Origin of the sequence: Chryseobacterium sp. 1B4, assembly GCF_036631475.1 — a bacterium.
Classification (GTDB): domain Bacteria; phylum Bacteroidota; class Bacteroidia; order Flavobacteriales; family Weeksellaceae; genus Chryseobacterium.
Map to the genome: position 1 here is coordinate 526,141 of NZ_JAPNUF010000008.1, position 26,076 is coordinate 552,216.

The 26,076-nt window shown below is 38.7% G+C and carries 22 protein-coding genes and 6 pseudogenes; 11 read left to right on the top strand and 17 right to left on the bottom strand.

What is annotated here, in order from left to right; genetic code table 11:
* Positions 1-8: 8 nt before the first annotated feature.
* The 4 genes and pseudogenes from OWR28_RS18840 to OWR28_RS18855 form a co-directional block, all read right to left on the bottom strand.
* Positions 9-3,339, bottom strand: a pseudogene (locus OWR28_RS18840) (SusC/RagA family TonB-linked outer membrane protein).
* Positions 3,340-3,345: 6 nt separating this feature from the next.
* Positions 3,346-5,917, bottom strand: a pseudogene (locus tag OWR28_RS18845) (zinc-dependent metalloprotease).
* Between the two features lie 129 nt (positions 5,918-6,046).
* Positions 6,047-7,159 (bottom strand): histidine kinase, encoded by a 1,113-nt coding sequence (locus OWR28_RS18850; protein ID WP_332388011.1) that lies wholly within the window; start codon positions 7,157-7,159, stop codon positions 6,047-6,049.
* A gap of 80 nt (positions 7,160-7,239) precedes the next feature.
* On the bottom strand, positions 7,240-7,629 hold the full coding sequence (locus OWR28_RS18855; protein WP_332388012.1) for a hypothetical protein: 390 nt from the start codon (positions 7,627-7,629) through the stop codon (positions 7,240-7,242).
* 241 nt (positions 7,630-7,870) lie between these two features.
* Between OWR28_RS18855 and OWR28_RS18860 the strand changes: the two genes are divergently transcribed.
* The 5 genes from OWR28_RS18860 (at position 7,871) to OWR28_RS18880 (ending at position 9,894) form a co-directional block, all read left to right on the top strand.
* Positions 7,871-8,041 (top strand): hypothetical protein, encoded by a 171-nt coding sequence (locus OWR28_RS18860; RefSeq protein ID WP_332388071.1) that lies wholly within the window; start codon positions 7,871-7,873, stop codon positions 8,039-8,041.
* Positions 8,002-8,754, top strand: a complete 753-nt coding sequence (locus tag OWR28_RS18865; RefSeq protein ID WP_332388068.1) for a thioredoxin fold domain-containing protein — start codon at positions 8,002-8,004, stop codon at positions 8,752-8,754. Before OWR28_RS18860 ends, OWR28_RS18865 begins: the two co-directional genes overlap by 40 nt.
* A gap of 89 nt (positions 8,755-8,843) precedes the next feature.
* Positions 8,844-9,044: a hypothetical protein gene (locus tag OWR28_RS18870; RefSeq protein WP_332388014.1), complete on the top strand. Its 201-nt coding sequence runs from the start codon at positions 8,844-8,846 to the stop codon at positions 9,042-9,044.
* 6 nt (positions 9,045-9,050) lie between these two features.
* A complete protein-coding gene (locus OWR28_RS18875; protein WP_332388015.1) occupies positions 9,051-9,683 on the top strand; it encodes a DUF3575 domain-containing protein in 633 nt (210 codons plus the stop codon).
* Positions 9,684-9,687: 4 nt separating this feature from the next.
* On the top strand, positions 9,688-9,894 hold the full coding sequence (locus tag OWR28_RS18880) for a hypothetical protein (protein WP_332388016.1): 207 nt from the start codon (positions 9,688-9,690) through the stop codon (positions 9,892-9,894).
* Positions 9,895-9,953: 59 nt separating this feature from the next.
* On the opposite strand, the gene OWR28_RS27135 is transcribed toward OWR28_RS18880, so the two are convergent.
* Together OWR28_RS27135 and OWR28_RS27140 are read right to left on the bottom strand one after the other, a co-directional pair.
* Positions 9,954-10,403 carry a DUF1343 domain-containing protein gene (locus OWR28_RS27135; RefSeq protein ID WP_494168488.1) on the bottom strand — a complete coding sequence of 150 codons (450 nt, stop codon included), beginning with the start codon at positions 10,401-10,403 and terminating at the stop codon, positions 9,954-9,956.
* Positions 10,395-11,206 (bottom strand): annotated as a pseudogene (locus OWR28_RS27140) (exo-beta-N-acetylmuramidase NamZ family protein); the annotation flags it as partial. The pseudogene OWR28_RS27140 and the gene OWR28_RS27135, both read right to left, overlap by 9 nt.
* Between OWR28_RS27140 and OWR28_RS18890 the strand changes: the two are divergent.
* Entirely contained in the window at positions 11,094-12,323 is a 1,230-nt protein-coding gene (locus OWR28_RS18890; protein ID WP_002977515.1) for an ABC transporter permease, read from the top strand. The pseudogene OWR28_RS27140 and the gene OWR28_RS18890 sit on opposite strands and share 113 nt — an antisense overlap.
* A 159-nt stretch (positions 12,324-12,482) precedes the next feature.
* Complete coding sequence (locus OWR28_RS18895) at positions 12,483-13,475, top strand: PLP-dependent cysteine synthase family protein (RefSeq protein ID WP_332388017.1); 993 nt, start codon at positions 12,483-12,485, stop codon at positions 13,473-13,475.
* A gap of 72 nt (positions 13,476-13,547) precedes the next feature.
* Here OWR28_RS18895 and OWR28_RS18900 read toward each other — a convergent pair whose 3' ends face one another.
* From OWR28_RS18900 to OWR28_RS18910, 3 genes and pseudogenes are all read right to left on the bottom strand, one after another.
* The gene (locus OWR28_RS18900) at positions 13,548-14,078 is read right to left on the bottom strand and encodes a hypothetical protein (RefSeq protein WP_332388018.1); all 531 of its coding nucleotides are present in this window, start codon (positions 14,076-14,078) and stop codon (positions 13,548-13,550) included.
* Between the two features lie 37 nt (positions 14,079-14,115).
* Complete coding sequence (locus OWR28_RS18905; RefSeq protein WP_332388019.1) at positions 14,116-14,418, bottom strand: chaperone modulator CbpM; 303 nt, start codon at positions 14,416-14,418, stop codon at positions 14,116-14,118.
* A 3-nt stretch (positions 14,419-14,421) separates the two neighbouring features.
* Positions 14,422-15,335: pseudogene (locus OWR28_RS18910) on the bottom strand (DnaJ C-terminal domain-containing protein).
* A 93-nt stretch (positions 15,336-15,428) separates the two neighbouring features.
* On the opposite strand from OWR28_RS18910, the pseudogene OWR28_RS18915 reads away from it, so the two are divergent.
* Both OWR28_RS18915 and OWR28_RS18920 read left to right on the top strand, forming a co-directional pair.
* A pseudogene (locus tag OWR28_RS18915) lies at positions 15,429-16,627 on the top strand (dicarboxylate/amino acid:cation symporter).
* Positions 16,628-16,654: 27 nt separating this feature from the next.
* The gene (locus OWR28_RS18920; RefSeq protein ID WP_332388020.1) at positions 16,655-17,167 is read left to right on the top strand and encodes a hypothetical protein; all 513 of its coding nucleotides are present in this window, start codon (positions 16,655-16,657) and stop codon (positions 17,165-17,167) included.
* Between the two features lie 9 nt (positions 17,168-17,176).
* Here OWR28_RS18920 and OWR28_RS18925 read toward each other — a convergent pair whose 3' ends face one another.
* The 3 genes and pseudogenes from OWR28_RS18925 to OWR28_RS18935 form a co-directional block, all read right to left on the bottom strand.
* Complete coding sequence (locus OWR28_RS18925; protein ID WP_332388021.1) at positions 17,177-17,560, bottom strand: DUF779 domain-containing protein; 384 nt, start codon at positions 17,558-17,560, stop codon at positions 17,177-17,179.
* Positions 17,561-17,650: 90 nt separating this feature from the next.
* Positions 17,651-18,685: an alcohol dehydrogenase AdhP gene (gene adhP, locus OWR28_RS18930; protein ID WP_332388022.1), complete on the bottom strand. Its 1,035-nt coding sequence runs from the start codon at positions 18,683-18,685 to the stop codon at positions 17,651-17,653.
* Positions 18,686-18,936: 251 nt separating this feature from the next.
* Positions 18,937-20,465 (bottom strand): annotated as a pseudogene (locus tag OWR28_RS18935) (aldehyde dehydrogenase family protein).
* Between the two features lie 182 nt (positions 20,466-20,647).
* Between OWR28_RS18935 and OWR28_RS18940 the strand changes: the two are divergent.
* Together OWR28_RS18940 and OWR28_RS18945 are read left to right on the top strand one after the other, a co-directional pair.
* The gene (locus OWR28_RS18940; RefSeq protein ID WP_332388023.1) at positions 20,648-20,977 is read left to right on the top strand and encodes a hypothetical protein; all 330 of its coding nucleotides are present in this window, start codon (positions 20,648-20,650) and stop codon (positions 20,975-20,977) included.
* A complete protein-coding gene (locus tag OWR28_RS18945; RefSeq protein WP_332388024.1) occupies positions 20,923-21,570 on the top strand; it encodes a helix-turn-helix domain-containing protein in 648 nt (215 codons plus the stop codon). Before OWR28_RS18940 ends, OWR28_RS18945 begins: the two co-directional genes overlap by 55 nt.
* Before the next feature lie 138 nt (positions 21,571-21,708).
* Here the strand turns inward: OWR28_RS18945 and OWR28_RS18950 are convergent, their stop codons facing one another.
* The 5 genes from OWR28_RS18950 to OWR28_RS18970 form a co-directional block, all read right to left on the bottom strand.
* Positions 21,709-22,944 (bottom strand): M20/M25/M40 family metallo-hydrolase, encoded by a 1,236-nt coding sequence (locus OWR28_RS18950; protein ID WP_332388025.1) that lies wholly within the window; start codon positions 22,942-22,944, stop codon positions 21,709-21,711.
* A 466-nt stretch (positions 22,945-23,410) separates the two neighbouring features.
* Entirely contained in the window at positions 23,411-23,884 is a 474-nt protein-coding gene (locus OWR28_RS18955; protein WP_332388026.1) for a RagB/SusD family nutrient uptake outer membrane protein, read from the bottom strand.
* On the bottom strand, positions 23,857-24,744 hold the full coding sequence (locus OWR28_RS18960; RefSeq protein ID WP_332388027.1) for a RagB/SusD family nutrient uptake outer membrane protein: 888 nt from the start codon (positions 24,742-24,744) through the stop codon (positions 23,857-23,859). The genes OWR28_RS18955 and OWR28_RS18960 overlap by 28 nt, the downstream gene beginning before the upstream one ends.
* Before the next feature lie 7 nt (positions 24,745-24,751).
* On the bottom strand, positions 24,752-24,922 hold the full coding sequence (locus OWR28_RS18965) for a hypothetical protein (protein ID WP_332388028.1): 171 nt from the start codon (positions 24,920-24,922) through the stop codon (positions 24,752-24,754).
* Between the two features lie 5 nt (positions 24,923-24,927).
* Positions 24,928-26,061: a hypothetical protein gene (locus OWR28_RS18970; RefSeq protein ID WP_332388029.1), complete on the bottom strand. Its 1,134-nt coding sequence runs from the start codon at positions 26,059-26,061 to the stop codon at positions 24,928-24,930.
* Positions 26,062-26,076: the final 15 nt, after the last annotated feature.

Below are 26,076 nucleotides of genomic sequence, written 5' to 3' on the forward strand. Positions count from 1 at the left end.
CTCAAGTTTTAAAAAGAAACATTAAATCCTACGGTTACCGACTTGGTGATAGGTTGTGCATAAATATTACCATATGTTTCCGGATCAAAATATCCTTTGTATCCGTTACTGAATACAAACAGGTTACGTCCTTCAACACTCAGTCTCAGGCTGGAAATTCCCATAGGATTTGTAAATTCTTTAGGCAGTGTATATCCTAAACGGATACTGCTGATTCTGATATAACTGATCTCTTTTGCCCACACATCCAATAAACTGTATGCATTGGAACTGTTTCCGGCAAACCATTTATTCGCCATCCATCCGTACGGATTAGCCTCCATATCAGGGCTTGTAATTCCCGGAAGTGCGCCTCCTGCCTCGTAAATATCCCTTGTATAGTTTCTTCCTCTATCCAGATCCATACCTCTGTAAGAAGGTGATCTCATTACGGTCTGCTTCAGGTTGAATGTCGCAGAAATTGTAAGATCAAAGTTATTTACTTTAAAGGTGTTGATAATCCCTCCGGTAAATTTCGGATCTCTGTCTCCCACATAGGTAAACAGGCTTCTCAACTCAGCATTTGAAAGTTTCGTATCTACGAGCTGCCCCGGAAGGAAATCTGCATACACATCATATAATTTAAAGAACTCAGCAGCTGAAATCTTTTGGTCTCCTTTCCAGAATAGCGGATTTCCGTACTGATCCATTCCTGCGGTTTTCAAAGCAAAAACAGCATTTACCGGAAGCCCCTCTCTTGAAGGAAGGAAAGCGTTGTCACGAGGCTGCTCGCTTAACACCCTGCTTTTATTGTGAGCAAAGTTGATGGTAGTAGTCCATTTGAAGTTATCATGGTTGATGTTTCTGGTTGATAATGCCAGTTCAAAACCTTTGTTGGTCAAACTTCCCCAGTTCATCATGGTATATTCGAACCCTGTTTCCAGAGGGGTTTCTTTCATGCTGATCATATCTGTCCCTTTTCTGCTGTAAACATCGGCAGTAAGACTAATACGGTTATTGAACAATCCTAAATCAAAACCAACGTTGGTATTGGTTGTTTTTTCCCATCTCAGTTTATCATTCGGTGGGCTTATTACAGTAATAATATCTTCTTTTACACCTGGAAGAATTGTTGCATCATTATATTCTCCGATAAAAAACGGTGATGTGTTTCTGTCTATATTTCCCTGAAGACCATAAGATGCTCTCAGCCTAAGGTTAGATATGGCAGAGATATTTTTCATGAAATCTTCCTTCGTTACCAGCCATGATCCTGAAACTGCCCAGATCGGAAGATATTTATACTTTTTATTCACACCAAAAAGATTGGTTCCGTCATATCTTACACTTCCGAAGAATGTATACTTCTGATCATAAGTATAAGATGCCGTAGCAAACATGGAAGCATAAGCATTCTCTATTGGTGGGTTTTCACGATAAGTTTCATATTTTTTATCTGATGCAAAATCTGAATTCGGGAAAACAATTGGTGTACCTCTTCTGGTCTTCGGATCATATCCGAAAGCCCTGGTGACCGTTGTATTATCTTCTGTTTTACGGATTTCTGTACCGGCCATCAAATCAATTTCATGTTTTGAACTGATCTTTGTGCTGTACGCAGCCTGCAATTTCCAGTTGTACTGGAAGAAATCATTATCCCAGTTTTGTTTTACAGCACCTGCGGGTAGAAAATAATTATACTTACCGTCTTTGTAGTAACGGGTACCCTGTCTCATTTTCCTTGTGGAATAGGTATTTTCTGCTGCAAATTTCTCTGCTTTGTTGGCGTCATACTGGATTCCTAACTGAGAGGTAAATCTTAAACTTTTTGAAGCTTTATATTCTAAATCTAAAATGGCTTTCAAAGAATTATTTTTAAGCGTATAGCTTGTATTTTCTCTCTCTCCAGAAAGTTAAAAGGCACATACAAGTCCTCAAAACCGTCTATATCTTTATCATAATTGTAGCTTCCGTCTGCGTTGAATGGCTTAAGATAAGGATTGGCATTTCTTGAATAGTTAACCGGGTTTATTGAAGCATCAGCATCCGTTACAAAAGATGTACGTTCACTTTGTGTTCCGAAAATAGAGATTCCTGCATTTAACTTATCACTTAATCTGTAATTGTTTTTTAAGGTCAGGTTATATCGTTTAAAACCTGTACCGATAGTTGTTCCTTCTTCATCATAATATCCAAGAGAGAAATAATAATCTGCACGGTCACTTCCTCCGGAAACACTTAATCCGTATTGTTTGTTGATGGCATTTCTATACAACAGTTTACCCCAATCTGTATTGTTGTTTCTTAAACCGTTAATTTGCTGGCGTGTGAATGAATTCAACGCGTCAAAACCTCCGTTCCTGAATGCATCAAGCTGGTTATTCTGAGTCAGAATTCTCATGACTTCTCCTTTATCTGCACGGTAAGTAAGATCTGCTCGTTTGGCAAGCATCAGTTCCAGATCTACTTTTTCAGAAGCATTTAAAAGATTCAGTTTATCAAAATCAGGACGTGCTGTAACGAAGGTATCTGCAGAGAAATTCAGTTTTAAACTTCCTTTTTTCCTTTTTTTGTTGTGATGGAAATTACTCCGTTTGCAGCTCTTGCTCCGTAAATTGCCGTTGCAGCCGCATCTTTAAGGATGGTAATATCTTCAATATCATTAGGGTTCAAACCTGCGATAGAGAAATTCTGAAGCTGGTCAATATTATCTTTATCCGTAAAATTAGGCACATCATTTCCTTCCAACGGAAGACCGTCGATTACCCATAGCGGATCCTGGGGACCGGAAAGAGAAGCTGTTCCCCTGATTCTGATCTTTGCAGGGCTACCAGGAGCACCGGTTTCGGGAGTTACTGCCACACCAGCAATCTGCCCTGCCAGCATCTGGTCTACACTGGCAACACCAGCCTGGCTGATGTTGTCCATTTTCACAGTAGAAACCGCTGAAGTCTGCTTACGCTTTTCAATTTTCTGGTAACCGGTGATGATTACTTCCTGGATTTTATTTTTATCTGAAACCTCAGAAGTCAGTCTGATAGTATAATTCGTTTGTCCTTCATTAAGCTGAATGACTCTGGATTCATAGCCTGGAAAACTTACCAGTACGGATTTTGTATCGGCAGGGATTTCCAGTATGAATTTTCCGTCCTTATCGGTTACAGTACCCACTGACACACTTTCGATAATTCCTTCCAGTTCTGTTTTTGTAGACACCGACTGGGTCTCGATTTTTATAGATGCACCGCTGATAGTCTGGGAAGTATTTCCATCTTCTATTTTTCCGGTGATGGTTTTCTTTTGCTGGGCCATTGCTATATTAGCAGCCAAAAGAGGTAAAAGTATTAGAGTTTTTTTCATTGCCGTTTATTTGTTTAAAGCCTCTTGTATACGAATGATTAAATCTGTGTAATGTGCTCTGGAAGCATCATCACCTCTGTATCTTGTCCTGTTCAGTAATTCCAGAACCTTCTGAAGTTCCGCTCGCTTATACGTAGTGACCTCAGATACTCTTTTCATGGATGAATAATTGATATTCCTCAAACCGTGATCATCTTCATGGAAGTTACAAATGGTCGGAATTTTCAGGGTATCCTCTGTTTTCAATCCTTTCACTGCCGTTTTCTCAAATAATTTGTTCACCGAGACAATTAAGGCATCCACATAATTTTTCTGAGTCATCTTTTCAAGCATTGTAAGGCTTCCTTTTTTACTGAAAATGGCTGTTCTCACCTGATCAAATAAATTCTCAACCGTATAGATCTCTTCTTTTGAGCCGGACATCTGATGTTTCAACTCATTTTCAAGCAGCCTAAGCAACCGGTCATCCATAAATAAAGAATAGATATTCGCATACTGCATTCCTCTTGCAAGGGTATACGGTGTCTGCTCGAATGGTCCCATTGGCGAATCTTTTACCGGATACGTTTTTTCTGTAATCGGATTAAAGAATAACCATTCCGGAAGATTGATGGCATTTTTAACAAGATAATCAACCGCTCTTCTCTGAATTTCTGCAGGAACCGCTTCGTAAGCTTTCTTTTTGTTTCCAAAAACTGTATTGTTCAGGTAAATCCCGCCTACATTGGCCATTACGTGACCTGTGTACAGATCCCACTGCCCGATTACTCCCAGATACAGTTTTCCGGCATCTGTATAATCCTTACCATCTTCATAAGTCCATTGTAAAAGATTATTGATAACCACTTTCAGGTTTTTCATCCCGTATTCGCTGGCTTTCATGGCATCATCTCCCAAATCTTCAGATTGTGAGCGAGGATCAATGGTTTCAAGGTAGCTTTGCTGCTCACCGTAGAAATACATAGGATCATCTTCATGTTTTTCAATCAGGTTTTTCAGCGCTTTTTTCTGTGAATTCATCCGGATACCAACGGTAGCCCCACTCAATGGCATATTTATCGTAAATCCCAATTTTCGGAGTGATGGCTGTAACGCCATCTTCCGGCTGAGCTACGTAATTGTAACGGGCATAATCCATAATGGAAGGTGCTGTACCACCCATTTTGTCTGTAAACGCTTTGGAACGAAGCGATTCTACAGGAAATGCAAAGGATGCTCCCATATTATGCTTCAATCCGAAAGTGTGACCCACCTCATGCGATGAAACAAAACGAATGGCTTCTCCCATATGTTCATCACTGAATTTATTTCCTCTTGCTTTAGGATCAATAGGTCCTGTCTGAATTCTCATCCAGTCATGAAGGGAAGTCATCACATTATGCCACCAGATAATATCTGCTTCAATAATTTCACCACTTCTCGGGTCTACTACTGATGGCCCCATGGCATTTGACTTTGGCGATGCGGCGTAAGTAATTACAGAATATCTTACATCATCAATATCAAAATCTTCATCTTTTTCATCCGGCATTTTCGCAATCACTGCATTTTTAAATCCTGCCTGCTCAAACGCCGCCTGCCAGTCATGTACTCCGGCAATGATCTTTTCACGCCATTGTTTTGGTGTCGCCGGATCGATATAATAAACAATCGGTTTCTTAGGCTCTACCAGCTCACCTCTTAAATATTTTTCTTTATCTTCATCTTTGGGTTCAAGATTCCATTTGGTAATGAAAAACTTTTCATCCATTTTCTGCTGGTTATCATTAAACGACCAGTGTTTTTCGGAGAAAAATCCTACTCTTGAATCGGCTACTCTTGGCTTCATCGGTATTTTAGAAAGCAGTACCAGATTGGTAGTAACGCCCAATGTTACCGGAAGATCTACCCCGCCTTCATTGACAGAAGTAGACAATTGAGACTTCACTACCAAGTTCTTTGGAAATGTCTTCACTCCTTCTATATAAGAAAGGCTTGATTTCACAGAACCTCCCAATCCTACATTGGCCAAAACGTCGTTAAAGCTTTTCTGATTTCCATCAAAAACTTTATTGACTTTAATCGCTACAGCAGTAGAGTCATTATTCTGTGCTTCAATGTCAAATACTTCAATAACAGATTCTGAAAAATTATCTTTTACAGATTTTGTAATGGCATCATTTTTTGGGGATGACACCTTAGGCACAACAGTTTTCACCCATACTTTTTTAGCTACAGGATCGCGGTAAAAGGAAATGACCTTATTTTCATAATTCATCCCTTTGTTCAAACCGGCTTCATTCACCTGCATGGGTACCTGAGAAAGTTTGTTGACCACCAAAAACTGGCGCCCCATTAAGCTGTCCGGAATTTCAAAATAAATATCCGTTTTTACCTGAATGGTATTAAAAAGCCCCTTTTTATAGGTTCCTTTTTTGATCAGGTCCTCAATTTTCTTGGTTTTCTTTGAGGAAGAGGTCTCTGTCTTATCCGTTTTTTCTTTGTTGACCTTTACCGTATCCTTATCTTTCTTCTGCGCTACAGCCATTGGTGAGGCCATAGCAAGACCGAGATACAGTGCGAGCCTGTAATTCTTCATTAAAATAGTCCGATTCATTCCAAATAGTAAATATCTTAGTTTCAGCCGCAAAGCTATAGGTATCATGAATCATATAAATAATATTAGGGAGTGAATGGTGATTTTTCGGGAGTGAATGGATTTTTATTTTCACTTCAATAAAGGCAAAAAACATATGAAATATTCACCATCTACAGAAATATGAAGAAGATTATTCTTAAAATACCCGTAAATCTGATTCAAATAATCAATTCCAAACTTCTCACCCTGTACCGGATCTGCTTTAGGCTGCCAGGTGTTCTTTACCGTAATCCCGTCTTCATCGACAATAATGATAATTTCCAGAGGCTGGTCTATCGTTGCTATATTATGTTTGGTTGCATTTTCTGTGGCGATCTGAAGGGATAAATACGGAATTCTTTTTTCCATACTTTCAGGAGCATTAATAATCAGTTCAAACTTCATCTCTTCATCAAACCTGCTTTTCAGAAGCTCCATATACTGCTGTATAAATTTGATTTCCTGCGAAACCGGAACAATATTTTCTTTAGGAGGCACTATCAGATACCGGTAAATCCTGGAAAGATTCATGGTAAATTTCTGTGCATTTTCCTTATTGATCCCAATCAGCATATAAAGGGAATTCAGTGAATTGAAAAGAAAATGTGGGTTGATATTATTTTTAAGCTGCTGAAGCTGATTGATCACTTCGGCTTTGTGCATTTTCTCATTCTCTATCAACAGTAAATTCTTCTCTGACTGTATTTTCTCTTTTTCCTGATAAGCCAGACCGGTTGCCCTCTGAAATAAAATAAAAACAGTTACAATAAGGAATAACGCTGCCAGGAAAATATAAACAGTATAGGTTTTTATCTTACTGATATTTTCATCAATGATAAAATTCACATGATTCACGACTGTGTATCCGTCAAAATTATCGGTCTTCAACGGTTTTATGAATCTTGTCACCTCCACACCAAGGTATTCAGAGACAGCTGTTCCTTTGGTGTACCCTGTTTCCGTTTTACTCACCAGTGTATCGTCAGGCTTAATATCTGTAAAATCAAAAATATTCTTCCCGATATATTTCTTCTCAGGATGGGTGATACAGATTCCTTCTTTGGTAAAAACGTAGGCATATGTATTGGAACTTTTGTCAACATTGATAAAATATTGATGAAGATCGTCAAGACTTACAGTAGAACCATAATATAATCTGCTTTTATCGGGTAGCACCAAAGAATCATAGCTTACCCAATACATACTGTCTTTTTGAGTCGTCAGAAGATCTTTGAAGTGTCCTGAACCATTATTTTTAAGAACAATGGGTTGTTCCTTATCCTTTATACCCTTAAAAATACCGGATAAAGGATTATTACTCTCTGTTTTTCCGGAAGCGGTATTTTCATAATAATACCAGCTGTAAGGGAGCAGATTTCTTTTTTGTTCAGGTCATTTAAAACCGAAGAGTACTCTTTATAATTCTTCAATCCGTCTTTCCGGATCAATGCACGAAGGAGATACTGATAATCTTCAATATTTCTGAATTCATGTTCTATAGATTCATACTTTCGGAAGAATGTTTTCTTGGCAAAATCATCGGTATTCTTACGGCTGTCTTCGGTAATCAGAAGACTCAAAACGGCAAATGCTGCCACTGCAATGAAGCAGGCAGATAAAGCGGTAATATAAATGGATTTTTTGGATAAAGCGTGCTTAAAATTAATAATCAAATTCTATAAATTACGGATTCCTCTACATATAAATTATTCGTTTGCAAAGATATAACAAAGATTCCAGGACTGTAAAGTGAATTATTTATATATCATACGTATCGTTTACTTTATAAGAAGGCATGAAATATCAGAAAATATCTGTAAGTCTTAAAATTAGTTAATATCATGGTTTAACCCGCAGATTCGGCCCGCTATATTTTGAAAATTAATTATCTTCGCCTACAAATCTTATTTGAAAATGAAGAAGATCATCTCCGGGATATCTATTTTTTGTGCCATCGCTGTCTCTGCTCAGGAATCTATCCAGTTTCAGGAACTGCCGTTCAAAGATATCATTGCAAAAGCCAAGAAAGAAAAAAACTGGTTTTTATTGATGCCTATGCTTCCTGGTGCGGACCGTGCAAAATGATGGAAAAAAATGTCTTCACCCAAAAGTCCGTGAGTGATTACTACAATACCAACTTCATTAATGCAAGATTTGACATGGAAAAAGGAGAAGGCAGGGATATTGCTTCTAAATTCGGAGTACGGTCCTATCCTACTTATCTTTTCCTGAACGGTGAAGGTGAGCTGGTTTCCAGAAATACAGGGTATATGGAAGAGAGCCTGTTTGTAGCAATGGCTCAGGATATCAATTCGCCAGGAAATAAAAAAGGATCTCTTAAAGACCGCTTTGCCGGTGGTGAAAAAGACCCTGAATTTCTTATCAATATCATGAAGCTTAATGCCAACTCAGATTATGAATTCGCCAAAAAAGCTTCGGAAAGATATTTCCAGAATAAAAAGAAAACAGAAGAACTCACAAAGGACGAGATTGGTTTTCTTCTTTATTTCGTAAAATCATCTGAAGATGTCAATTATCCTGTTTTTACATCCAGGAAAGCAGAGATTATTAAATTCCTTCCTGAAGAAACTTACAATGAATTTGATGCCCAGCTAAAATTGGGAAAAATAGTAGAGCAGTCCATTGATGATAAAAATAAAAAAATCAATGATGACTATTTCATGAAAGCTGCCGAACCATTGGTCGGAAAAGAAGCTGCTGTTAAAAAACTTAATCAGACCAAGCTGAGCTATTATGAGCAAAACAGCAATTTCCTGAGTACGAAAAAGCAGCTTTAGAGTATTATAAAAACTCAGATACTTTTGATCCGAATGAACTTCTGAGAGCAGCCTGGATATTTGCAGATCATGTGAAAACACCATCTTCATTGAAAAAAGCAACTGAATGGGCAGAAAAATCTGTTATGAGGGGAGAAACTTCCGAAAACACTTATATTCTTGCCAAACTCTATTACCTTACCGGAAATAAAGAAACAGCAAAAAACTATGCTGAGATGTCTAAAAATATGGCCGTTCAGGGGAATAAGGATTCTCAGCTGGCAGACGAATTATTAAAGCAAATAAAATAATACCGGATGAAATATAAATTATTAGCAGCAGGCATTTTAGCTTTCCTGTCAGTAAGTACATTCAGTGCTCAGGAACAGGAACAAGGAGGACAGGATAAAAGTTTATACATAAAAGGAAATGCTTTATTTGCTCCGATAGGTATTTTAAACCTTGGGCTGGAAAAACAGATTAGTCCCAGATATACCCTTCAGGGAGATGTTTTCATTTCGCCATGGAAATCTTTTGCGGGACATGAATTACAGATCTACTCTCTTTCTGTGGAAGGAAGGTATTATTTTAAAGAAGCTTTTAAAAACTGGTATTTAGGAGTAAATATTGGTGCCGCAGCTTATAATCTCCAAAAATGGAGTTATTGGAATGATAAAAGTTTTGAGAACTGGAACGGAGAAACCCTTATCAATTCTAATCTGTACCAAAGAGGTTTATCAATCATGCTGGGGGTAACAGCAGGGTATCAGTTCCAGTTATCCGAACGATGGAATCTTGATATTTATGGAACTGTTGGAACTTCACAGGGATTTTACAAAGGATATGACCGTACTACCGGGAAGCGCTATGATGCTGCAAAAGACTTTAATAAAAGTGGTGAAATTATTCCGTACAGAGGAGGCGTAATGATCTCTTATAAATTAAAATAAGACAATGAAGCTATTCGGAAAAAATCATATGATTATTTTAGTGATCACTTTTGTGATCCTTTTTTTAATGAATTATATCGGGAATGATCTGCCCGATAAATTAGAAAGGGCATTAATGACTGCTTTTGCAGGTGTTATCGGCTTGACTATTGGCTTGTTTATATTAAATAAGGGCAGAAATGATAAAAATCCGCCCCAGAATTTTGATTAATTAATCTTCATAGACCACATATCTGGTTCTGATCTTTTCGAAATTTTCCAGATCTTTTTTCATGAATTTCTGATTTCCGGAATTGATTTTCCAGCGATGATCTGTTTTCTCAATTCATCAGTTCCGGATAAGGTATCAAACCATAGGTTTTTCAGAAAGAAATCCTGCTGGGGATTTTTGTAATTCTTATATGCTTTGATCACCCATTCAAGATTAAGTTCCCTTAAATCTTTAGGATAATTAGACAGGTTTTCACCATAGCATAATTTCCCGTTCAGGAATGGATCTTTAGCACCATAGCTTGGTTTTGGTGTAAACTGATAAGGAAGATTCTCCGTCCATGGAGAACCATAAATCTGAAACGGAAGATCTGTCCCCCTTCCTACAGAAACTTGTGTTCCTTCAAAAAAGCAAAGGCTTGGGTATAAATTGATGGCTTTATCATTGGGTAAATTAGGAGAAGGCTTATCAAGCATCGGATAGCGCTGTTTTTTATGATAATTCTTCATCGGGATAAGCGTATATTTAGCCTGAACACCATTTTTCAGCCACTTTTCACCGTTGACCATTTTCCCATACTCTCCTATGGTAAGTCCGTATACTACAGGAACTTCATGCAGCCCAACAAAACTTGACCATTTTTCCTTAATACCGGCCCGTCAGTATATCCGTCATGGGGATTGGGACGATCCAGCACCATAATCTCAACATTATTTTCTGCACCGGCTTCCATCAGGTATGACAAGGTGGAAATATAAGTATAGAACCTCACTCCTACATCCTGTATATCAAAAACGACGATATCAATTCCGGCAAGTTGCTCCGGCTTTGGTTTTTTATTATTGCCATACAGAGAAACAATAGGAATGCCTGTTTTTACATCAACTCCGTTTTTCACTTTTGCCCCCGCATCAGCATCACCTCTGAACCCGTGTTCAGGAGCAAAAATAGACTTTATTTTAATTCCTTTTTTTACCAGAAAATCCACCAGATGAGTTCTGTCATTCATTAAGCCGGTCTGATTGGTTACGATCCCTATTGTTTTGTTTTTCAGCAATGGCAAATAAATTTCAGGCTGATCCGCACCGGTTTTAAAATCCGGTTGAACTTGAGTCTGAGAATAATATTGGTTGAATACTCCTAAAAAAATTAGGCAAATCAGAAGTAAATTTTTAATTTTGAAATCTAAATTCATAAGCTTGAAATTTCCTTTATATTTCTCTAGAAAAATAGCATTTTCCAAAGATAACAAAAATAACCTTTCAAGGGTTATCATCTTCATTGGCAGGCTTTCCGTAGCATTAGGAATCATCGTTTCCTTAATTACCGTGGCCACCGGTTTTGGGTCCAAAAAAGCTATCAAAGAGAGGCTGGCAGATTTCAGCGGACACATTACGGTAAGATCTACCCGGTCAAACTCTTCCTACAATACTTCTGTTCTCGATAATCAGGGACTGAACATTGCAAAAATAAAAGAGCTGCCGGATGTAGAAAGTATCCAGAAGTATGTAACAGTAACCGGAATTATGCGTAATGAGCACAATTTTGCCGGAATCATATTTAAAGGGATCGGAAAAGATTTTGACAGTTTAAGGTTCAAAAAATTCCTTATTGCCGGTACTACTCCAAAAGTGACGGAGAAAGGATTCAACAATGATGTTGCGATTTCACAGAAAGTAGCCAATGATCTTCATCTAAAAGTAAATGACAGTATTGTTACCGTATTTTTAAAAGCCGATCAAAAACCGCTTTACCGTAAATTCAGAGTGATCGGAATTTACAGAACTGATATCAAGCTCATTGACGAACAGTTTGTTATCGGCGGTATCAATCACGCAAGAAAAATTCAGGATATGAAGCCTGATGAAATCGGTGGTATAGATATCTTCCTGAAGAATGTTAATGATATCGACAAAGATTTTCCCGACATTGAGAAGCTGATCGGTTACAAAAATTATGCTGAAAAAGCGACTGAGAAATTCCCGCAGATTACAGACTGGATCAGTATTTTTGATACCAATATTGCTTTAATCATCATCATTATGCTGATTGTAGTGGTTATCAATATCATTATGGTTCTTCTGATCCTTATTATCGAAAGAACAAATTCTATTGGTCTTCTGAAAACATTAGGCGCAAGCAATTCACAGATAAGAGCAACTTTCATCAATTATACCCTGATTATTATGATTCCTGGGCTTTTGTATGGAAATGCTATCGGATTGGGACTGATTTTAATCCAGAAATTCTTTGGAATCATTAAGCTTAATCCGGAAAACTATTATGTAAGCACCGTTCCGGTAGACCTTAATCCAATTGCCATTATTTCTATTTCAGTCGGAATTCTTATTATCTCAGGACTGGCTTTGATTATTCCGAGCTACCTGATCAGTAAGATTTCTCCGGTGAAGGCGATTAAGTACAACTAACATTATAATTGATAATTGATAATTGATAATTGATAATTGATAATTGAAAGTTATTCATTGTCTTTCAGGTGATTTCAGCATTATCCACAACTTATCCACATGTTATCCACAGCGCAGATAATTTTAAAAGCCTTATCTTTGCGCCGCATATAAAACATTATGAAATACGCAAACAATATCCTTGAAACGATAGGTAATACGCCGCTGGTAAAGCTTAACAAAGTGTTAGGTGAAGATTTCCCGGCATTAGTATTGGCGAAAGTAGAGACCTTCAATCCCGGAAACTCCGTAAAGGACAGAATGGCTCTTAAAATGATAGAAGATGCCGAAAAAGACGGCAGATTAAAACCTGGAGGAACCATTATTGAAGGGACTTCAGGAAATACAGGAATGGGACTGGCTCTGGCAGCAATCATCAAAGGCTACAAATGTATTTTTGTAACCAATTCAAAACAGTCAAAAGAAAAATGTGATATTCTTCGTGCCGTAGGTGCTGAAGTAATCGTTTGTCCTACCGATGTAAAACCTACTGATCCGCGTTCCTATTATTCAGTTTCAAAAAGACTGGCTAAAGAAACGGAAAACGGATGGTATGTCAACCAATATGACAACCTTTCCAACAGAGCAGCTCATTATGAATCTACAGCACCGGAAATCTGGGAACAGACTGAAGGGAAACTTACACATTTTGTAGTGGGAGCCGGAACAGGAGGTACTATTACAGGATGCGGAACTTTCTTCAAAGAAAAAAATCCGGAGATTAAAGTAATCGGGGTTGACACTTACGGTTCTATTCTGAAAGAATTCCATGAAACGGGTGAACTGCATTACGATCATGCCTACACTTATATTACAGAAGGAATCGGAGAGGATATTATTCCTGAAAACTATGATATGTCTGTTATTGATCACTTTGAAAAAGTAACAGACAAAGACGGCGCTATCTATGCAAGAAAACTGGCTAAAGAAGAAGGTATTTTCTGTGGATATTCTGCCGGAAGTGCCATTGCTTCACTGGTCCAGATGAAAGATCAGTTCACTAAAGATGATGTAATTGTAGTTTTACTTCATGACCACGGTTCAAGATATGTAGGAAAAATCTACAATGATGAGTGGATGAAGGAAATGGGATGGCTGGAAGAAAATAAATAAGCAAGATTGCTAAAAGGCTAAAAGCTATTTATAAATAATAAACGGAGCAAAATTATTTGCTCCGTTTTTATTTTATGGATTCATATTTACTTTCTCGTTCAATGTATTTTTGAGAAGGCTGTATTCTCTTTCGCTCATTGCTTTTCTGGGAAACATATAACTGTATTTTCCTTCAAGGGAAATAAATTCATGAGTGCTGTCAAAGTACTCAAAATCTTTCCATTCACTTGTTTCTTTTTCTCCATCGATATTTACCGTAAAAAAGTTCTTATCAAACCGGATTTCATACACCTGGCATTTTTCCAGGTTATTCAAATAATGATTCACCTGTTTTTTCCATCTTGATACTTTATTAACACTTACCGACAGAAAAACAGCACAAAGCAATAATATAAAGCTTAAAAAGTATAAAATACCCGTACTTTCTTTAGTCAGATGATCTTTTAAAAGAAATACAATAAATACGATCACAGCTGCTGCAATAGTGGTAATGGTTTTTCCTTTCGTTGTCGGTGAAAAAAGCAAGCTTCCCTGATTACCGTTAAAATAAATAGCTTCAAAAATCTTTCTGTCCGGTTTTAGGGTAATGACCTTTTCATTCATAATGGTAGGATTTGCTTTAAAAAGCTACAAAACTACACTAAATATCTTCATATTGGTCACTTATTGCAGAAAGTTTATTCATCAGTTCCCTGTTTTTGCGGTTCAGAGCATCAAGTTTTTTCAGCATATGATGAATCACTTCAAGACCAGGAAGATTTATTTCAAGATCATAATGCCAGTTGGCGAATTTTTCCAGATCAGGAAGGTCTTCATACATCAGATAATGAATATTATTTTCAATCTGAATGTTCAACAGTCCATAATCTACAAGTTCATCAAAAAAAGTGACTTCTATATTATATATTTTTACGAGTTCTTCCCGTGATATTCTTTCACTCATAGCTTATGAATTTTTTAATTGTTCAAAAAGTTCTTTCTGCTTTTCAGTAAGGTTCGTTGGCAGTTTCACTTCATAGGTTACAAAAAGATCTCCGTGTTCACCTTCTTTTTTATAGACAGGAAAACCTTTTCCTTTCAATCTTACGGTAATTCCGTTTTGGGTTTCCGGCTTCACTTTAAGATTTACACTTCCTGTAAGGGTATGTACTTTTACATCACCACCTAAAACAGCGGTGTATAAATCAATCACAACTTTTGTTTTCAGATCATCTCCGATTCTTTCAAAATCCGGATCTGCCGGGATATTGAAGGTGATATACAGATCTCCGTCAGGGCCTCCGTTTACGCCGGGGCTTCCATGTCCTTTCAGTTTGATCTGCTGTCCGTCATACACTCCGGCCGGAATGGTGATTCTGACTTTTTTGCCATTGATATCAAAAGTCTGCTGATGGGTGACTGCAGCATCTCTTAAGCTTAAGTTCAGTTCAGCCTGTATATCCTGTCCTTTGAATTTTCCGGAGGCCCTTCCTCTTGAACTTCTGCCAAATCCTCCACCTGCTCCACCAAACATACTCTGGAAGAAATCTGAGAAATCTTCTCCTTCGCCAAAATCAGCACCGGAAAATCCTCCATTATAGTTTTGCTGCTGATACTGTCTTTGCTGTTGCTGCTGGGCTTTTTCATATTCCTCGCCATGTTTCCAGTGTTCCCCGTATTTATCATATTTAGCACGGTTTTCGGGATTACTGAGGACTTCATTGGCTTCGTTCAGCTCTTTGAATTTTTTTCCGCTTCTTTATCGCCGGGATTTAAATCAGGATGATGTTTTCTGGCCAGTTTCCGGTAGGCCTTTTTGATATCATCCTGTGTTGCGTTTTTATCTACGCCTAAAATTTTATAATAATCTATATAAGCCATAGAAATGAGGTTTACTCAAATTTATGAAATTTAGGTTTGAAAATTGTATAACAAAATGTTAAAAATAAACCTATCTTTGATAAAATGCTCTACATGAAAGATGTATTGAAAAACTACTCCGGAATCATATTTTTACTTTTAGGAATCATTGTTGGAAGCATCATTGGAATTGTTGCTCCCGGCTTTGTGCAATACATAAAGCCTTTAGGTGATATCTTTCTTAATCTTCTTTTTGTAAGTGTAGTTCCCTTGGTATTTTTTGCAGTATCCAATTCCATTGCTTCCTGGAGCAGCAATCCAAATTCGGAAAGATCATCCTTGTGATGGCGCTTACTTTCTTATTCTTTATTCTAACAGCAGCTATTTTCACAATATGTGCGGTCTATCTTTTCCCGGTTTCAGGGGTCTCCGGAAGTTCTGAGATTATTTCTGAAGCAGCTAATGAGGATACATGGGGCAACAGAATCGTAAGTTTCTTTACAGTAGGGGAATTCACAGAGCTTTTTTCAAGAAGAAATATGCTGGCTCTTTTGGTATTTGCTTTTCTGACAGGATTTGCAGCCAGGAAAACAGGAGAAAAGGGACAGCCTTTCAGGGTTTTTATCGCATCGGGATATGAAGTGATGAAAGAGCTTCTTCTTCTCGTTATGAAGCTTGCACCAGTAGGTTTGGGAGCTTACTTTGCTTATCAGGTAGCCACTTTGGGGCCGCAGCTTTTTGGATTTTATGGTAAACCTTTGGGACTATATTATATTGCGGGGGTTATTTATTTTCTTGTATTCTTCTCTATTTATGCTTTTATGGCAAATGGACAAAAAGGAGTGAAAAGCTTCTGGACGAATGCGATCTATCCTACCCTTACCGCTATCAGTACCTGCAGCAGCTTTGCAACGATGCCGGCCAATTTACAGGCCGCTTCAAAAATCGGGATTCCGAATTCTATTGCCAATCTGGTAATTCCCATTGGGACCACCCTGCATAAAAACGGTTCTTCCATGTCATCTATCATTAAGATCTATGTGGCTTTCCTGATCATCGGAAGAGATTTCTTTGACCCTGCCAACCTGCTTTTAGCTTTGGGAATAACTGTTTTTGTGAGTATTGTAGCGGGCGGAATTCCTAATGGTGGATATATCGGGGAAATGCTGATGATATCTGTGTATAAGCTGCCTCAGGAAGCCATTCCTGCTGTGATGATCATTGGAACTCTCGTAGATCCTTTGGCAACAGTACTGAATGCTGTGGGAGATATAGTCGCGGCTATGTTTGTCAGCAGGTTTGTAAAAGTCTGATTGCATTTAACTATTTTCTATTAACCCATGAATTCATTTTTCAAAAGCATCGGCTTATATAGCAGTCTCACTGTTGATCTCAATATCAACAGCACTGAACTCATACAGAGATTAATGAAAGTCACTTATAAAACCGATACTACTTTCATATCACTGGAAAAAGATACTACAATTCCCACACGGTTTGAATACCGGGGAATGATTGATGGCAACAGCTTTACAATCAAAAGAAGAGCAAGACTATTTGACATGAACAGGAGTAATCCTGTATTTCACGGAACTATTTCTGACAAGAACGGTAAATCATCCGTAGTTATAGAATTTTTCCCATCAGGATTTCAGATCTTTAACTGGATCGTTATCCTGTGTTTCTGCTTTGGACTGCTTTTTTCCAATATACAAGGAAGCAGGCAGGACCATATGTTTACATTAGTCGCTTTGATAATAGGAATTACCCAATATTTCATTTTAAAAAGAGGAATTTCAAGAGGCAAATATGAATTTGAAAGAGAGCTTATCTATATTGCTCAAAAGTCTTAAATCTTTATCTTATTCACTACGCTTTACGGGCTCCAGGTTTTCATATTCGTCCGGAGTGAAAAGTCTGTAATGAACCTTAAAGGTTTTTCCTAACGGAGTTTCCAGAGAGAATCCCCCGGGCCCGAAGCCATCTGTCACATCCAGGGTAAAATGTGAGTATTTCCAGTATTCAAAAAGATCACGGTCTATCCAGAACTCATGTCCATTGACAGTTCCAATCATTGCATCGTTCATTCTGGGAAAGAACCCTCCTTTTTCAAAACATTGCGGCTGAGTACCTTCACAGCATCCTCCTGCCTGATAAAACATAAGAGGTCCGTATTGATCTTCAAGTGTACGAATTACTTCAAGCGCCTGCTCGGTTGCTGAAAGTCTTGATATTTTTGTTTTCATTTTTATTTAATTTGATAAAGGCAAAAAAGCCTTGAAACTGTATAAAAAATCCCGGTAAAATATTTACCGGGATCCACAACACCTCATCATTTAATTTGAGCCGGCAATATCCAGAACGATTCTGCCATCTATCTGCCCTTTTTTCATTTTATCGAATACATCATTGATATCTTCCAGTTTTGCAGGAGTAACGGTAGCTTTTACCAATCCTTCATTGGCAAAATCCAAAGCTTCCTGTAAATCTTTCCTGGTTCCTACAATAGAACCTCTCACTGTGATCCTTTTTAAGACCGTTTCGAAAATCGGAAGTTCAAAAGAGCCGGGAGGCAGCCCATTCAGAGCAATGGTTCCTTTTCTTCTCAGCACATCTATTCCCTGCTTGAAAGCAATAGGTGAAACCGCTGTAATTAATGCGCCGTGCATTCCGCCGACTTCTTTATGCAAATATTCTCCGGGATCTGTGTTTTTTGCATTAACTACGAGGTCTGCGCCTAATTTTTTTGCCAGTTCCAGCTTATCATCTGCTACATCAATGGCAGCAACATGCATTCCCATTGCCTTTGCATACTGAACCGCCACATGCCCCAGTCCACCGATTCCTGAAATGGCTACCCATTCGCCGGGTTTCGTTTCTGTTTCTTTTAATCCTTTATAAACTGTTACTCCAGCGCATAAAATAGGAGCAATTTCCAGAAAGTTGGCATCCGGTTTCAGATGTCCCACATATCTTGAATCTGCAATAACGTATTCTGCAAACCCGCCATCTACACTGTATCCTCCGTTTTTCTGCGCTTCACAAAGGGTTTCCCATCCGGTGATACAGTAATCACAGCATCCGCATGCACTGTACAGCCACGGAACTCCTACCGCATCTCCTTCTTTTACAAAAGCTTCGGGTCCGCATGCCACTACAATACCTACTCCTTCATGTCCCGGGATAAGAGGCATCTTCGGTTTTGCAGGCCAGTCGCCATCTACAGCATGTAAGTCTGTATGGCAGACACCACAGGCAATCACTTTAACCAAAACTTCATATCTGCCGGGTTCTCTTACGGGTACTTCTTCTATTTTCAGGGGTTGACCGTAGCCTTGCACTACCGCCGCTTTCATTGTTTTTGGGATCATATTTTATTTTTTGGATTGAGTTTATTTTTTTAGTATTAGCTTTTATCTCTATAGCTGACGGTTTCAGTTGGTTTCTTATGAGAGTCAATATCATATCAAAGGCTAATGTTCCCTGCGTGAGGGATAGTAAGGGCGGCGAGGAACGAGCCGGTGCGGAATGAAACGGAGCACCGAAACGGAGTGCAGCCCTGCATAGCCCGACCGTTTCGCCCCGGGAAAAGCCAGGGCAATCGGGCACGTCCTAAATAATATTAAAAGAAACCTAACTTATTCTTGTTATAAGAAATCAGCATGTTTTTGGTTTGGCGGTAATGGTCGAGCATCATTTTATGATTTTCTCTTCCGATTCCTGACTGTTTATAGCCTCCGAAAGGCGCTCCTGCAGGGTAAGAATGATACTGGTTCACCCATACTCTTCCTGCTTCAATCTGACGCGGAATATTATACAGCTGATGAGCGTCTCTTGTCCAGACTCCTGCGCCCAGTCCGTAGATGGTATCATTGGCAATTTTCACAGCTTCTTCCTCATCTTTGAAAGTGGTAAATGCCAGTACCGGACCGAAAATTTCTTCCTGGAAGATTCTCATTCTGTTGTTTCCTTTGAAGATGGTAGGCTGAATATAGTATCCGTCTTCCAGATCTTCTCCGAGGTGATTAACATCTCCACCTACAAGCACTTCTGCCCCTTCTTCTTTTCCCAGCTGGATATAGGAAAGGATTTTATCTTTCTGAATCTGTGAAGCCTGTGCACCCATCATCACGGTTTTGTCCAATGGATTTCCTACTTTGATTGCTTTTACCCTTTCAATCACTCTTTCAATAAAGGCATCTGCAATACCTTCCTGGACCAGTAACCTTGAAGGACACGTACAGATTTCTCCCTGATTAAGGGCGAAAAGAACAGCTCCCTCTATAGCTTTATCTAAAAACTCATCATCTGCATCCATTACTGAATTGAAGAAAACATTAGGGGATTTTCCTCCCAATTCCAGGGTTACAGGAATGATGTTTTCTGTTGCGTACTGCATTACCAGACGTCCTGTCGCAGTAGATCCGGTAAACGCTGCTTTGGCTACTTTCGGATTGGTCACCAGGGCCCTTCCAAGTTCTGCTCCAAATCCGTTGACAATATTAACAACTCCTGACGGTAAAAGATCTCCGATGAGTTCCATTAAAACCATAATGGAAACAGGGGTACTTTCTGCCGGTTTTAAAACTACGCAGTTTCCTGCTGCCAATGCGGGAGCCAGCTTCCACACAGCCATTAGTATCGGGAAATTCCATGGGATGATCTGTGCGATTACTCCAAGAGGTTCATGAACAATCAAAGATACTGTATCTTTGTCCAGCTCGTTATGGGATCCCTCTTCGGCGCGGATCACAGAAGCGAAATATCTGAAATGGTCTATTGCCAGAGGTAAGTCTGCCGCCAGCGTTTCTCTTACAGCTTTACCGTTATCAATGGTTTCTACTGTTGCAAGGTATTCCAGGTTCTGTTCCATCCTGTCTGCAATTTTATTCAGGATGATACTTCTTTCTGTAGATGAAGTATTCTTCCATGTCTGAAATGCTTTTGAAGCCGCATCTACTGCCAATTCCAAATCTTCTCTGGAAGAATGGGCCACCTGAGTAAAATTTTTCCCGTCCACCGGAGAGACTACATCAAAGTACTGTCCTTTAACGGGGGCGTAAACTTTCCATCGATGTAGTTATCGTATCTGTTTTTAAACTGAGGACGCTGTAAAAGTGTCGTAGATCTTGGTTCTGTAATAGTGCTCATATTAGTTTGTTTTTATTTTTTCGTTAATGCCAAATTACACTGAGAAGCCTGAAAGAGTATAGCACAATCGTATAAAAAAAGTGTAAAATAGTGCAGAGGGTTTAATTTTAGTATTTTATTAACAGCAACGTACTGTCAAATTTTCTATATTTGAGTTACCTCCTTCAGAAAAAAATTTAGAAATGAATAACAATAGTAAGATTTTATTAAATACTCCTGAATTACGTAAGGAAAGCCAGCTATTGAGTCTTGTTGAACACCAGACAAAATTCAATCTAAACAATTGTGAATTCAGCATTTATGAGACCCATAAGGCTGCTTTTGATGTAAAACTGCATTTTGAAAATATTGCATTCACAGCAATGCTGAGAGGGAAAAAACATATGAAACTGGATAATAAGACCAGTTATTTTGATTATTATCCGGGAGAAAGCATTCTGGTAGCACCGGGGAAACCATGGTCATTGATTTTCCGGAGGCTGATGAGATACCTACACAATGTATTTCTTTAAGCCTTAATCCCGATTTTATTGAAGATTCTCTCAACTATCTGAATTATCATCTCCCCAAAGTGGATGAAGCCTCACAATGGAATATTCAGCTGGATGAATATTTTCTGTTTAATAATAAAGCTCTTGCTTCTGCTACCCACAATATTATGAGAATTGCAATGGATGATAATTCTCAAAAGGATATCATGGCCGATTTTGCACTGAAGGAGCTCCTGATCAGACTGATGCAGACCCAGGCAAGAAGCATGGTAGAAAAAAATATTGTTAAGAATAAATCCAGAATAGGTTTTGTAGTGGATTATATTAAAAGGAATCTGCACCAGAAATTGTCGATCGACAGTATCGCCAAGCTGGCTTATGTAAGCAAATCCAATTTCTTTAAAATGTTCAAAGATGAGTTGGGAACTTCTCCGAATGATTTTATTTTACAGGAAAGAATCAATAGGGCAAAAGAGCTGCTGGCCAGCCAGACCAGCATCAAGGAGACCGCATTTCAGACCGGATTTTCAGATACAAATTATTTTACAAGGGTATTTAAGCAGCTGGAAGGTGTAACTCCGAAAAGTTATCAAGACAGGATACTTGTGAGGTAACATCGAATGAAGAATGGAGGCCTGTCTCTTCAGGCAGATAAATTCTGATCTTATTTTATGATATATCGAGAAGATTCTTATCCTTAAAAACGAATCTTTCTTACCTTCATGAGCAGACCTCCAATCCAACAGCATCCATTACAAGGTGTCATAGTTTTTCATCACATACTCAAAGTAGTGTATCATTTTCAGATAATTTTCAATACTAAGGTATTCGTTGGTACTGTGGATACTTTGCTGCTCTGCGCTATTGGTTTTCACGGGTAAAAACCGGTAGATATTTTTACTTAGCCTTTCATATTTCACGGCATCTGTGCCAGCCATGGTAAGATAGGGTGTTATAACCACATCGGGGTATATTTCTTTTACCCCTGCTTCTATTATTCTGAAAGCCTTTGTGTCAACAGGAGATACTGCGGATGCCTCTCTTGCCGTATCAATATCCTCTATTTCTACATCAAAACCCCTTACCGCCTTTGTAATATGGTCTCTGACATCATGAATATTGTTTCCGGGAAGAAGTCTGAAATTAACTACAAATTCAACTTCCGGTGAAAGAATGTTGGACCGGCTGCTACCTTTCATCATGGTTAAAGCAGTGGTGGTTCTTACCAATGAATTGGTTATATTATTTTGAGAGAGCTTTGACATCAACATCGACTTTAGGAGCCACTGATTGGCGATAATGAATCTCTCAGCCCAAGGCATCTGACCTCCGGTATTTTTGAGAAACCCCTGTATCAAAGGGGTGATCACCGGCTTCATCTGTTGGTCTTCCAGACGCTTCATAATGACTGCAGCTTTTCCCATTGCACTTTCCGCAGGAGGCATAGAAGAATGTCCTCCAAGTCCTTTCACCTTTATTCTGACTGAAAGAAAACCCTTTTCAGCACATCCTACAACAGCAAGATCTGTATTGACCCCTGGAATGTTGCCTTTTCTCATTATCAGGCCTCCTTCATCATAAACAGCATCAAATTTCAGCTTTTGTTTCCCGAAGTACTCTGCAATCTGTGCGGCTCCATTTTTACCGCCCAATTCTTCATCAAACCCGAAAGCCAAATAAATATCCCGTTGAGGAATTTGCCTGTTTTTAATCAGATTGTTCACTGATTCCATTAAAGAAAAAAGCATCCCTTTCATATCTATTGCTCCCCTCCCATAGATTCTACCGTTGGCAACGGCTCCTGAAAAAGGAGCATAATCCCAATTTTCAGCAACCTTGGAAACGGGATTTAGTGGTTGATCATCCACTCTGAATATATTTTTTTCATTATTCTTTATACCTGCATCTCCGGGAGGTACTACATCCATATGAGAAAGGAATAAAATGGGTTGTAATCCCGGATTCGTTCCTTTAAGTATGAATACCAAACCGTACTGATTTACCTCTACATATTCGGTATTATGATAAACAAGAGGATACCTTACTTTTAAATACTGTTTAAACTGTTCAAATGCATTTTCCTGACCTCCCCGGAAATTGTTGGGATCTTTAAACCTCCTGAAAAACGCATGACTGCCGAATCATTTTTTAGGGGTTTCCACCCTTGTGCTACAGTTTGAATCTCATGACCCCTGAAATTGTAGGTATAGGTTTTGAATAACATGACGCTACCAAGCGCCACTACAAGAACTGGAATAATTAAAATATTTTTTTCATAATAGGGAATTTGTATCGTATAATGTGCTAAAAACATTCTGAAAGTGAAAATTTCTTAAACTGCATCGTGTTTTCTGTGATTATTTCCGGCCTATAACTTTTGCCGCAGGTCTTGACATCTAAACACCAAGCATTGTAAATAACATATCATAATTAAAGGTGAATAATGATTTTGTTTTAATATCCGGGGTTTTGTTTTACCTTTGGGTTATTGATTAACTGCCAGGCCGGAATTGGCCATAAATCCATTCTCTGACTAAAATAAGGACGTCCCTTGCTTTCAATCACCTGTTTTGCTTTTCCTGATCTTTTCACAGAGAACCATCTGTCTGCCTCACCATACAACTCTTTTCTGCGTTCCAGTAAAATATCTTCCAGTGTTACCGTTGTTAATGGTGCAATTCCAGCTCTTGCTCTAACCATATTAACCGGAGCTAAGGCATCACCGGAGGTTTTCAATCTGCATTCTGCCAAAGAAAGCAATACATCAGCATATCTTATAACCGGAACATTATCAGCTCCGCTTCCGGGATTACTATATTTTGTAAAATAGTTTCTTCCCTGGGCAGCTGCAAACATTCTTCGCTTGTCATCTGCGCTGAAAATAGTAATGAAAGTATCCCTCAAAGAGACTTCTCCAATTCCTCCCACAGCAGCGGGATAGAAAAAGAAGCCTGTTTTCCGCCGTCCGTATTGGTAAAATTAATTTTGAAAATATCTTCTTCCGGTGAACCTGAGACGGAAAATAATGTTGGATAGCTGGGAGCGAGTGAGTAGCCTTTAATGGATTCGAGTAATAATTTTGCTTCATCAAATAATTTCATTTCCATATACACTTTAGCCAGTAAGACCTGGGCGGCATCCAGATTTAAAAAAGTTTTAGACTTATGATCATTTTGTTTGAAAAATTCAACTGATTTTTTCAGATCTTTCACAATAGACTCATACACCAGATGCTGGGAATCTCTTGCAGGAGTTATCACTTCATCAGCTTTATAAACCGGAGTTGTAACATAAGCCACATCTCCAAACAAGCGTGTTAAATTAAAATGCATTAATGCTCTTCCTGCATACGCTTCTCCTAAAACCTGTTTTTTCACAGGTTCTGTAATTGCAGTTTCCGGAACAGGTCTGGTTTCTACCTGATCAATAATAATATTACATGTTCTTATTACTGCATAATGACCGCCAAATATGCGTCTCAGAGACAAATTGATATCCAGAAAATTACTGGCTCCTGCTTCAGCAAATTCGGGATAGGTACCTGTATGTATAAAATCATCAGCAAAAAGACCTTCAAAGAAGTGCATTTCGCCTCCATACACATACCGGCTTTGCATGGCATTATAGATTCCTACTGCAGCAGCTCTGGCGACTGCATCATTATGTATGAATGTTTCCCCTTCGAGCCTTCCGTTATCCAATGTTTCAACACCCACCATATCTCTTCCACAGCTTACCGTTGTAAACAAAACCGAAGACAGCCACATATATTTTACTATTTTTTTCATTTGTACGTTAAAAGTTTAAATTAATACCGAACTTGACAGTCCTGTTCATTCCTTGTGTAAAAAAGTCGGTTCCTGTTGCTACATTCGACTGTCCAAAAGCATTCACTTCGGGTTCCGGTCCGCTATAATTCGTCCAGGTCCATAGATTATCTGCTGAAATGAAGAATCTCAGGGTCATGTCACCTATATCCAGCGTTTTTTGGGTATTGTATATCCTAGCTGAATTTCCCGTAATCTGATATAAGAGGATCTTTCTACAAAGCGTGACGAAGGCTGATTATTCCAGGACTGCACAAATCCTCTAACGGGGCGAGGCAGCTCTGCATCAGGATTATCCGGAGTCCAATATCCTGCCTGGTCCGATAATTTTCCATAGAGAGGATTTCCGGAAATCCCGGCAAATCTTTTGGAAGCATTAAACATATCTTGTCCAAATACGAATATCACATTGGCGGAAAAGTCCAGGTTTCTGTATCTGAAAGAATTACGGAAATTACCAAAGAAGTCAGGTTGTGCTTTTCCTAAAAACACCCTGTCATTGGAATCAATCTTTCCATCCCCGTTTACGTCTTCATACGCTACGTCCCCGGCTCTGATTCCCTGATCGTATAAATACTGAGGAATCTCCTGATCCAATCTGTATATGCCTGTAGCTTTAAGCCCGAAAAAAGCACCTACCGGTTGTCCCACGTCAATTCTGGTAGAGAAGCCAAAATCAATGGGAACCGGTTGATTTCCCAAAAGTCTGGTCACCTCATTTTTATTGAAAGTAATATTGAACTGGGAATTCCAGTCAAGATCTGAAGTTTTAAGTACCACTGCATTAATACCAATTTCATGTCCTCTGTTGTACATCTCGGCAGCATTTGAGTTATAGAACTCAACCCCATTGTCTAGGGAGGTTGTAGCACCTACAAGGAGTTTCTTTGATCTTTTATCATAAAAATCATAGGTGATACTGATTCTATTGTTTAAAAAACCTATTTCAAGACCAGTATCTGTTTGTGAAGTTCTTTCCCAGACCAGGTTAGGGTTGGCAAGAAAGCCTGAATCGTAGAGGGGATTTACGTTGTAAGCAGGAAGCAGACCATACGCATACACTTGTGCTGACGGAGAGAAGTCAAAATCTCCCAATCCTGACTGATTTCCCAATTCTCCCCAGCCAGCCTTTACCTTAAGAAAATTAACTATTTTATTTTTAAACCATTTATTATCGGAAACAATATATCCTGCAGAAACTGAAGGAAAAAATTCAGTCCTGTTAGCGTAGGAAAGCTTTGAGGAAGAGTCTGCCCTGAAGGTACCATCTATAAACAATTTGTTGAATAATTC

Excerpts from the sequence above, each read along its gene's own strand:
- OWR28_RS18875 (WP_332388015.1), top strand. The coding sequence starts at position 9,051 with ATGAAATATAAATTATTAGCAGCAGGCATTTTAGCTTTCCTGTCAGTA.
- OWR28_RS18860 (WP_332388071.1), top strand. The coding sequence starts at position 7,871 with ATGAAGAAGATCATCTCCGGGATATCTATTTTTTGTGCCATCGCTGTC.
- OWR28_RS27135 (WP_494168488.1), bottom strand. The coding sequence starts at position 10,403 with ATGAAGAATTATCATAAAAAACAGCGCTATCCGATGCTTGATAAGCCT.
- OWR28_RS18965 (WP_332388028.1), bottom strand. The coding sequence starts at position 24,922 with ATGACCCTGAGATTCTTCATTTCAGCAGATAATCTATGGACCTGGACG.
- OWR28_RS18925 (WP_332388021.1), bottom strand. The coding sequence starts at position 17,560 with ATGAAAACAAAAATATCAAGACTTTCAGCAACCGAGCAGGCGCTTGAA.
- OWR28_RS18940 (WP_332388023.1), top strand. The coding sequence starts at position 20,648 with ATGAATAACAATAGTAAGATTTTATTAAATACTCCTGAATTACGTAAG.
- OWR28_RS18850 (WP_332388011.1), bottom strand. The coding sequence starts at position 7,159 with ATGTATTGGGTAAGCTATGATTCTTTGGTGCTACCCGATAAAAGCAGA.
- OWR28_RS18880 (WP_332388016.1), top strand. The coding sequence starts at position 9,688 with ATGAAGCTATTCGGAAAAAATCATATGATTATTTTAGTGATCACTTTT.
- OWR28_RS18905 (WP_332388019.1), bottom strand. The coding sequence starts at position 14,418 with ATGAGTGAAAGAATATCACGGGAAGAACTCGTAAAAATATATAATATA.
- adhP (WP_332388022.1), bottom strand. The coding sequence starts at position 18,685 with ATGATCCCAAAAACAATGAAAGCGGCGGTAGTGCAAGGCTACGGTCAA.
- OWR28_RS18900 (WP_332388018.1), bottom strand. The coding sequence starts at position 14,078 with ATGAATGAAAAGGTCATTACCCTAAAACCGGACAGAAAGATTTTTGAA.
- OWR28_RS18945 (WP_332388024.1), top strand. The coding sequence starts at position 20,923 with ATGGTCATTGATTTTCCGGAGGCTGATGAGATACCTACACAATGTATT.
- OWR28_RS18960 (WP_332388027.1), bottom strand. The coding sequence starts at position 24,744 with ATGAAAAAAATAGTAAAATATATGTGGCTGTCTTCGGTTTTGTTTACA.
- OWR28_RS18920 (WP_332388020.1), top strand. The coding sequence starts at position 16,655 with ATGAATTCATTTTTCAAAAGCATCGGCTTATATAGCAGTCTCACTGTT.
- OWR28_RS18895 (WP_332388017.1), top strand. The coding sequence starts at position 12,483 with ATGAAATACGCAAACAATATCCTTGAAACGATAGGTAATACGCCGCTG.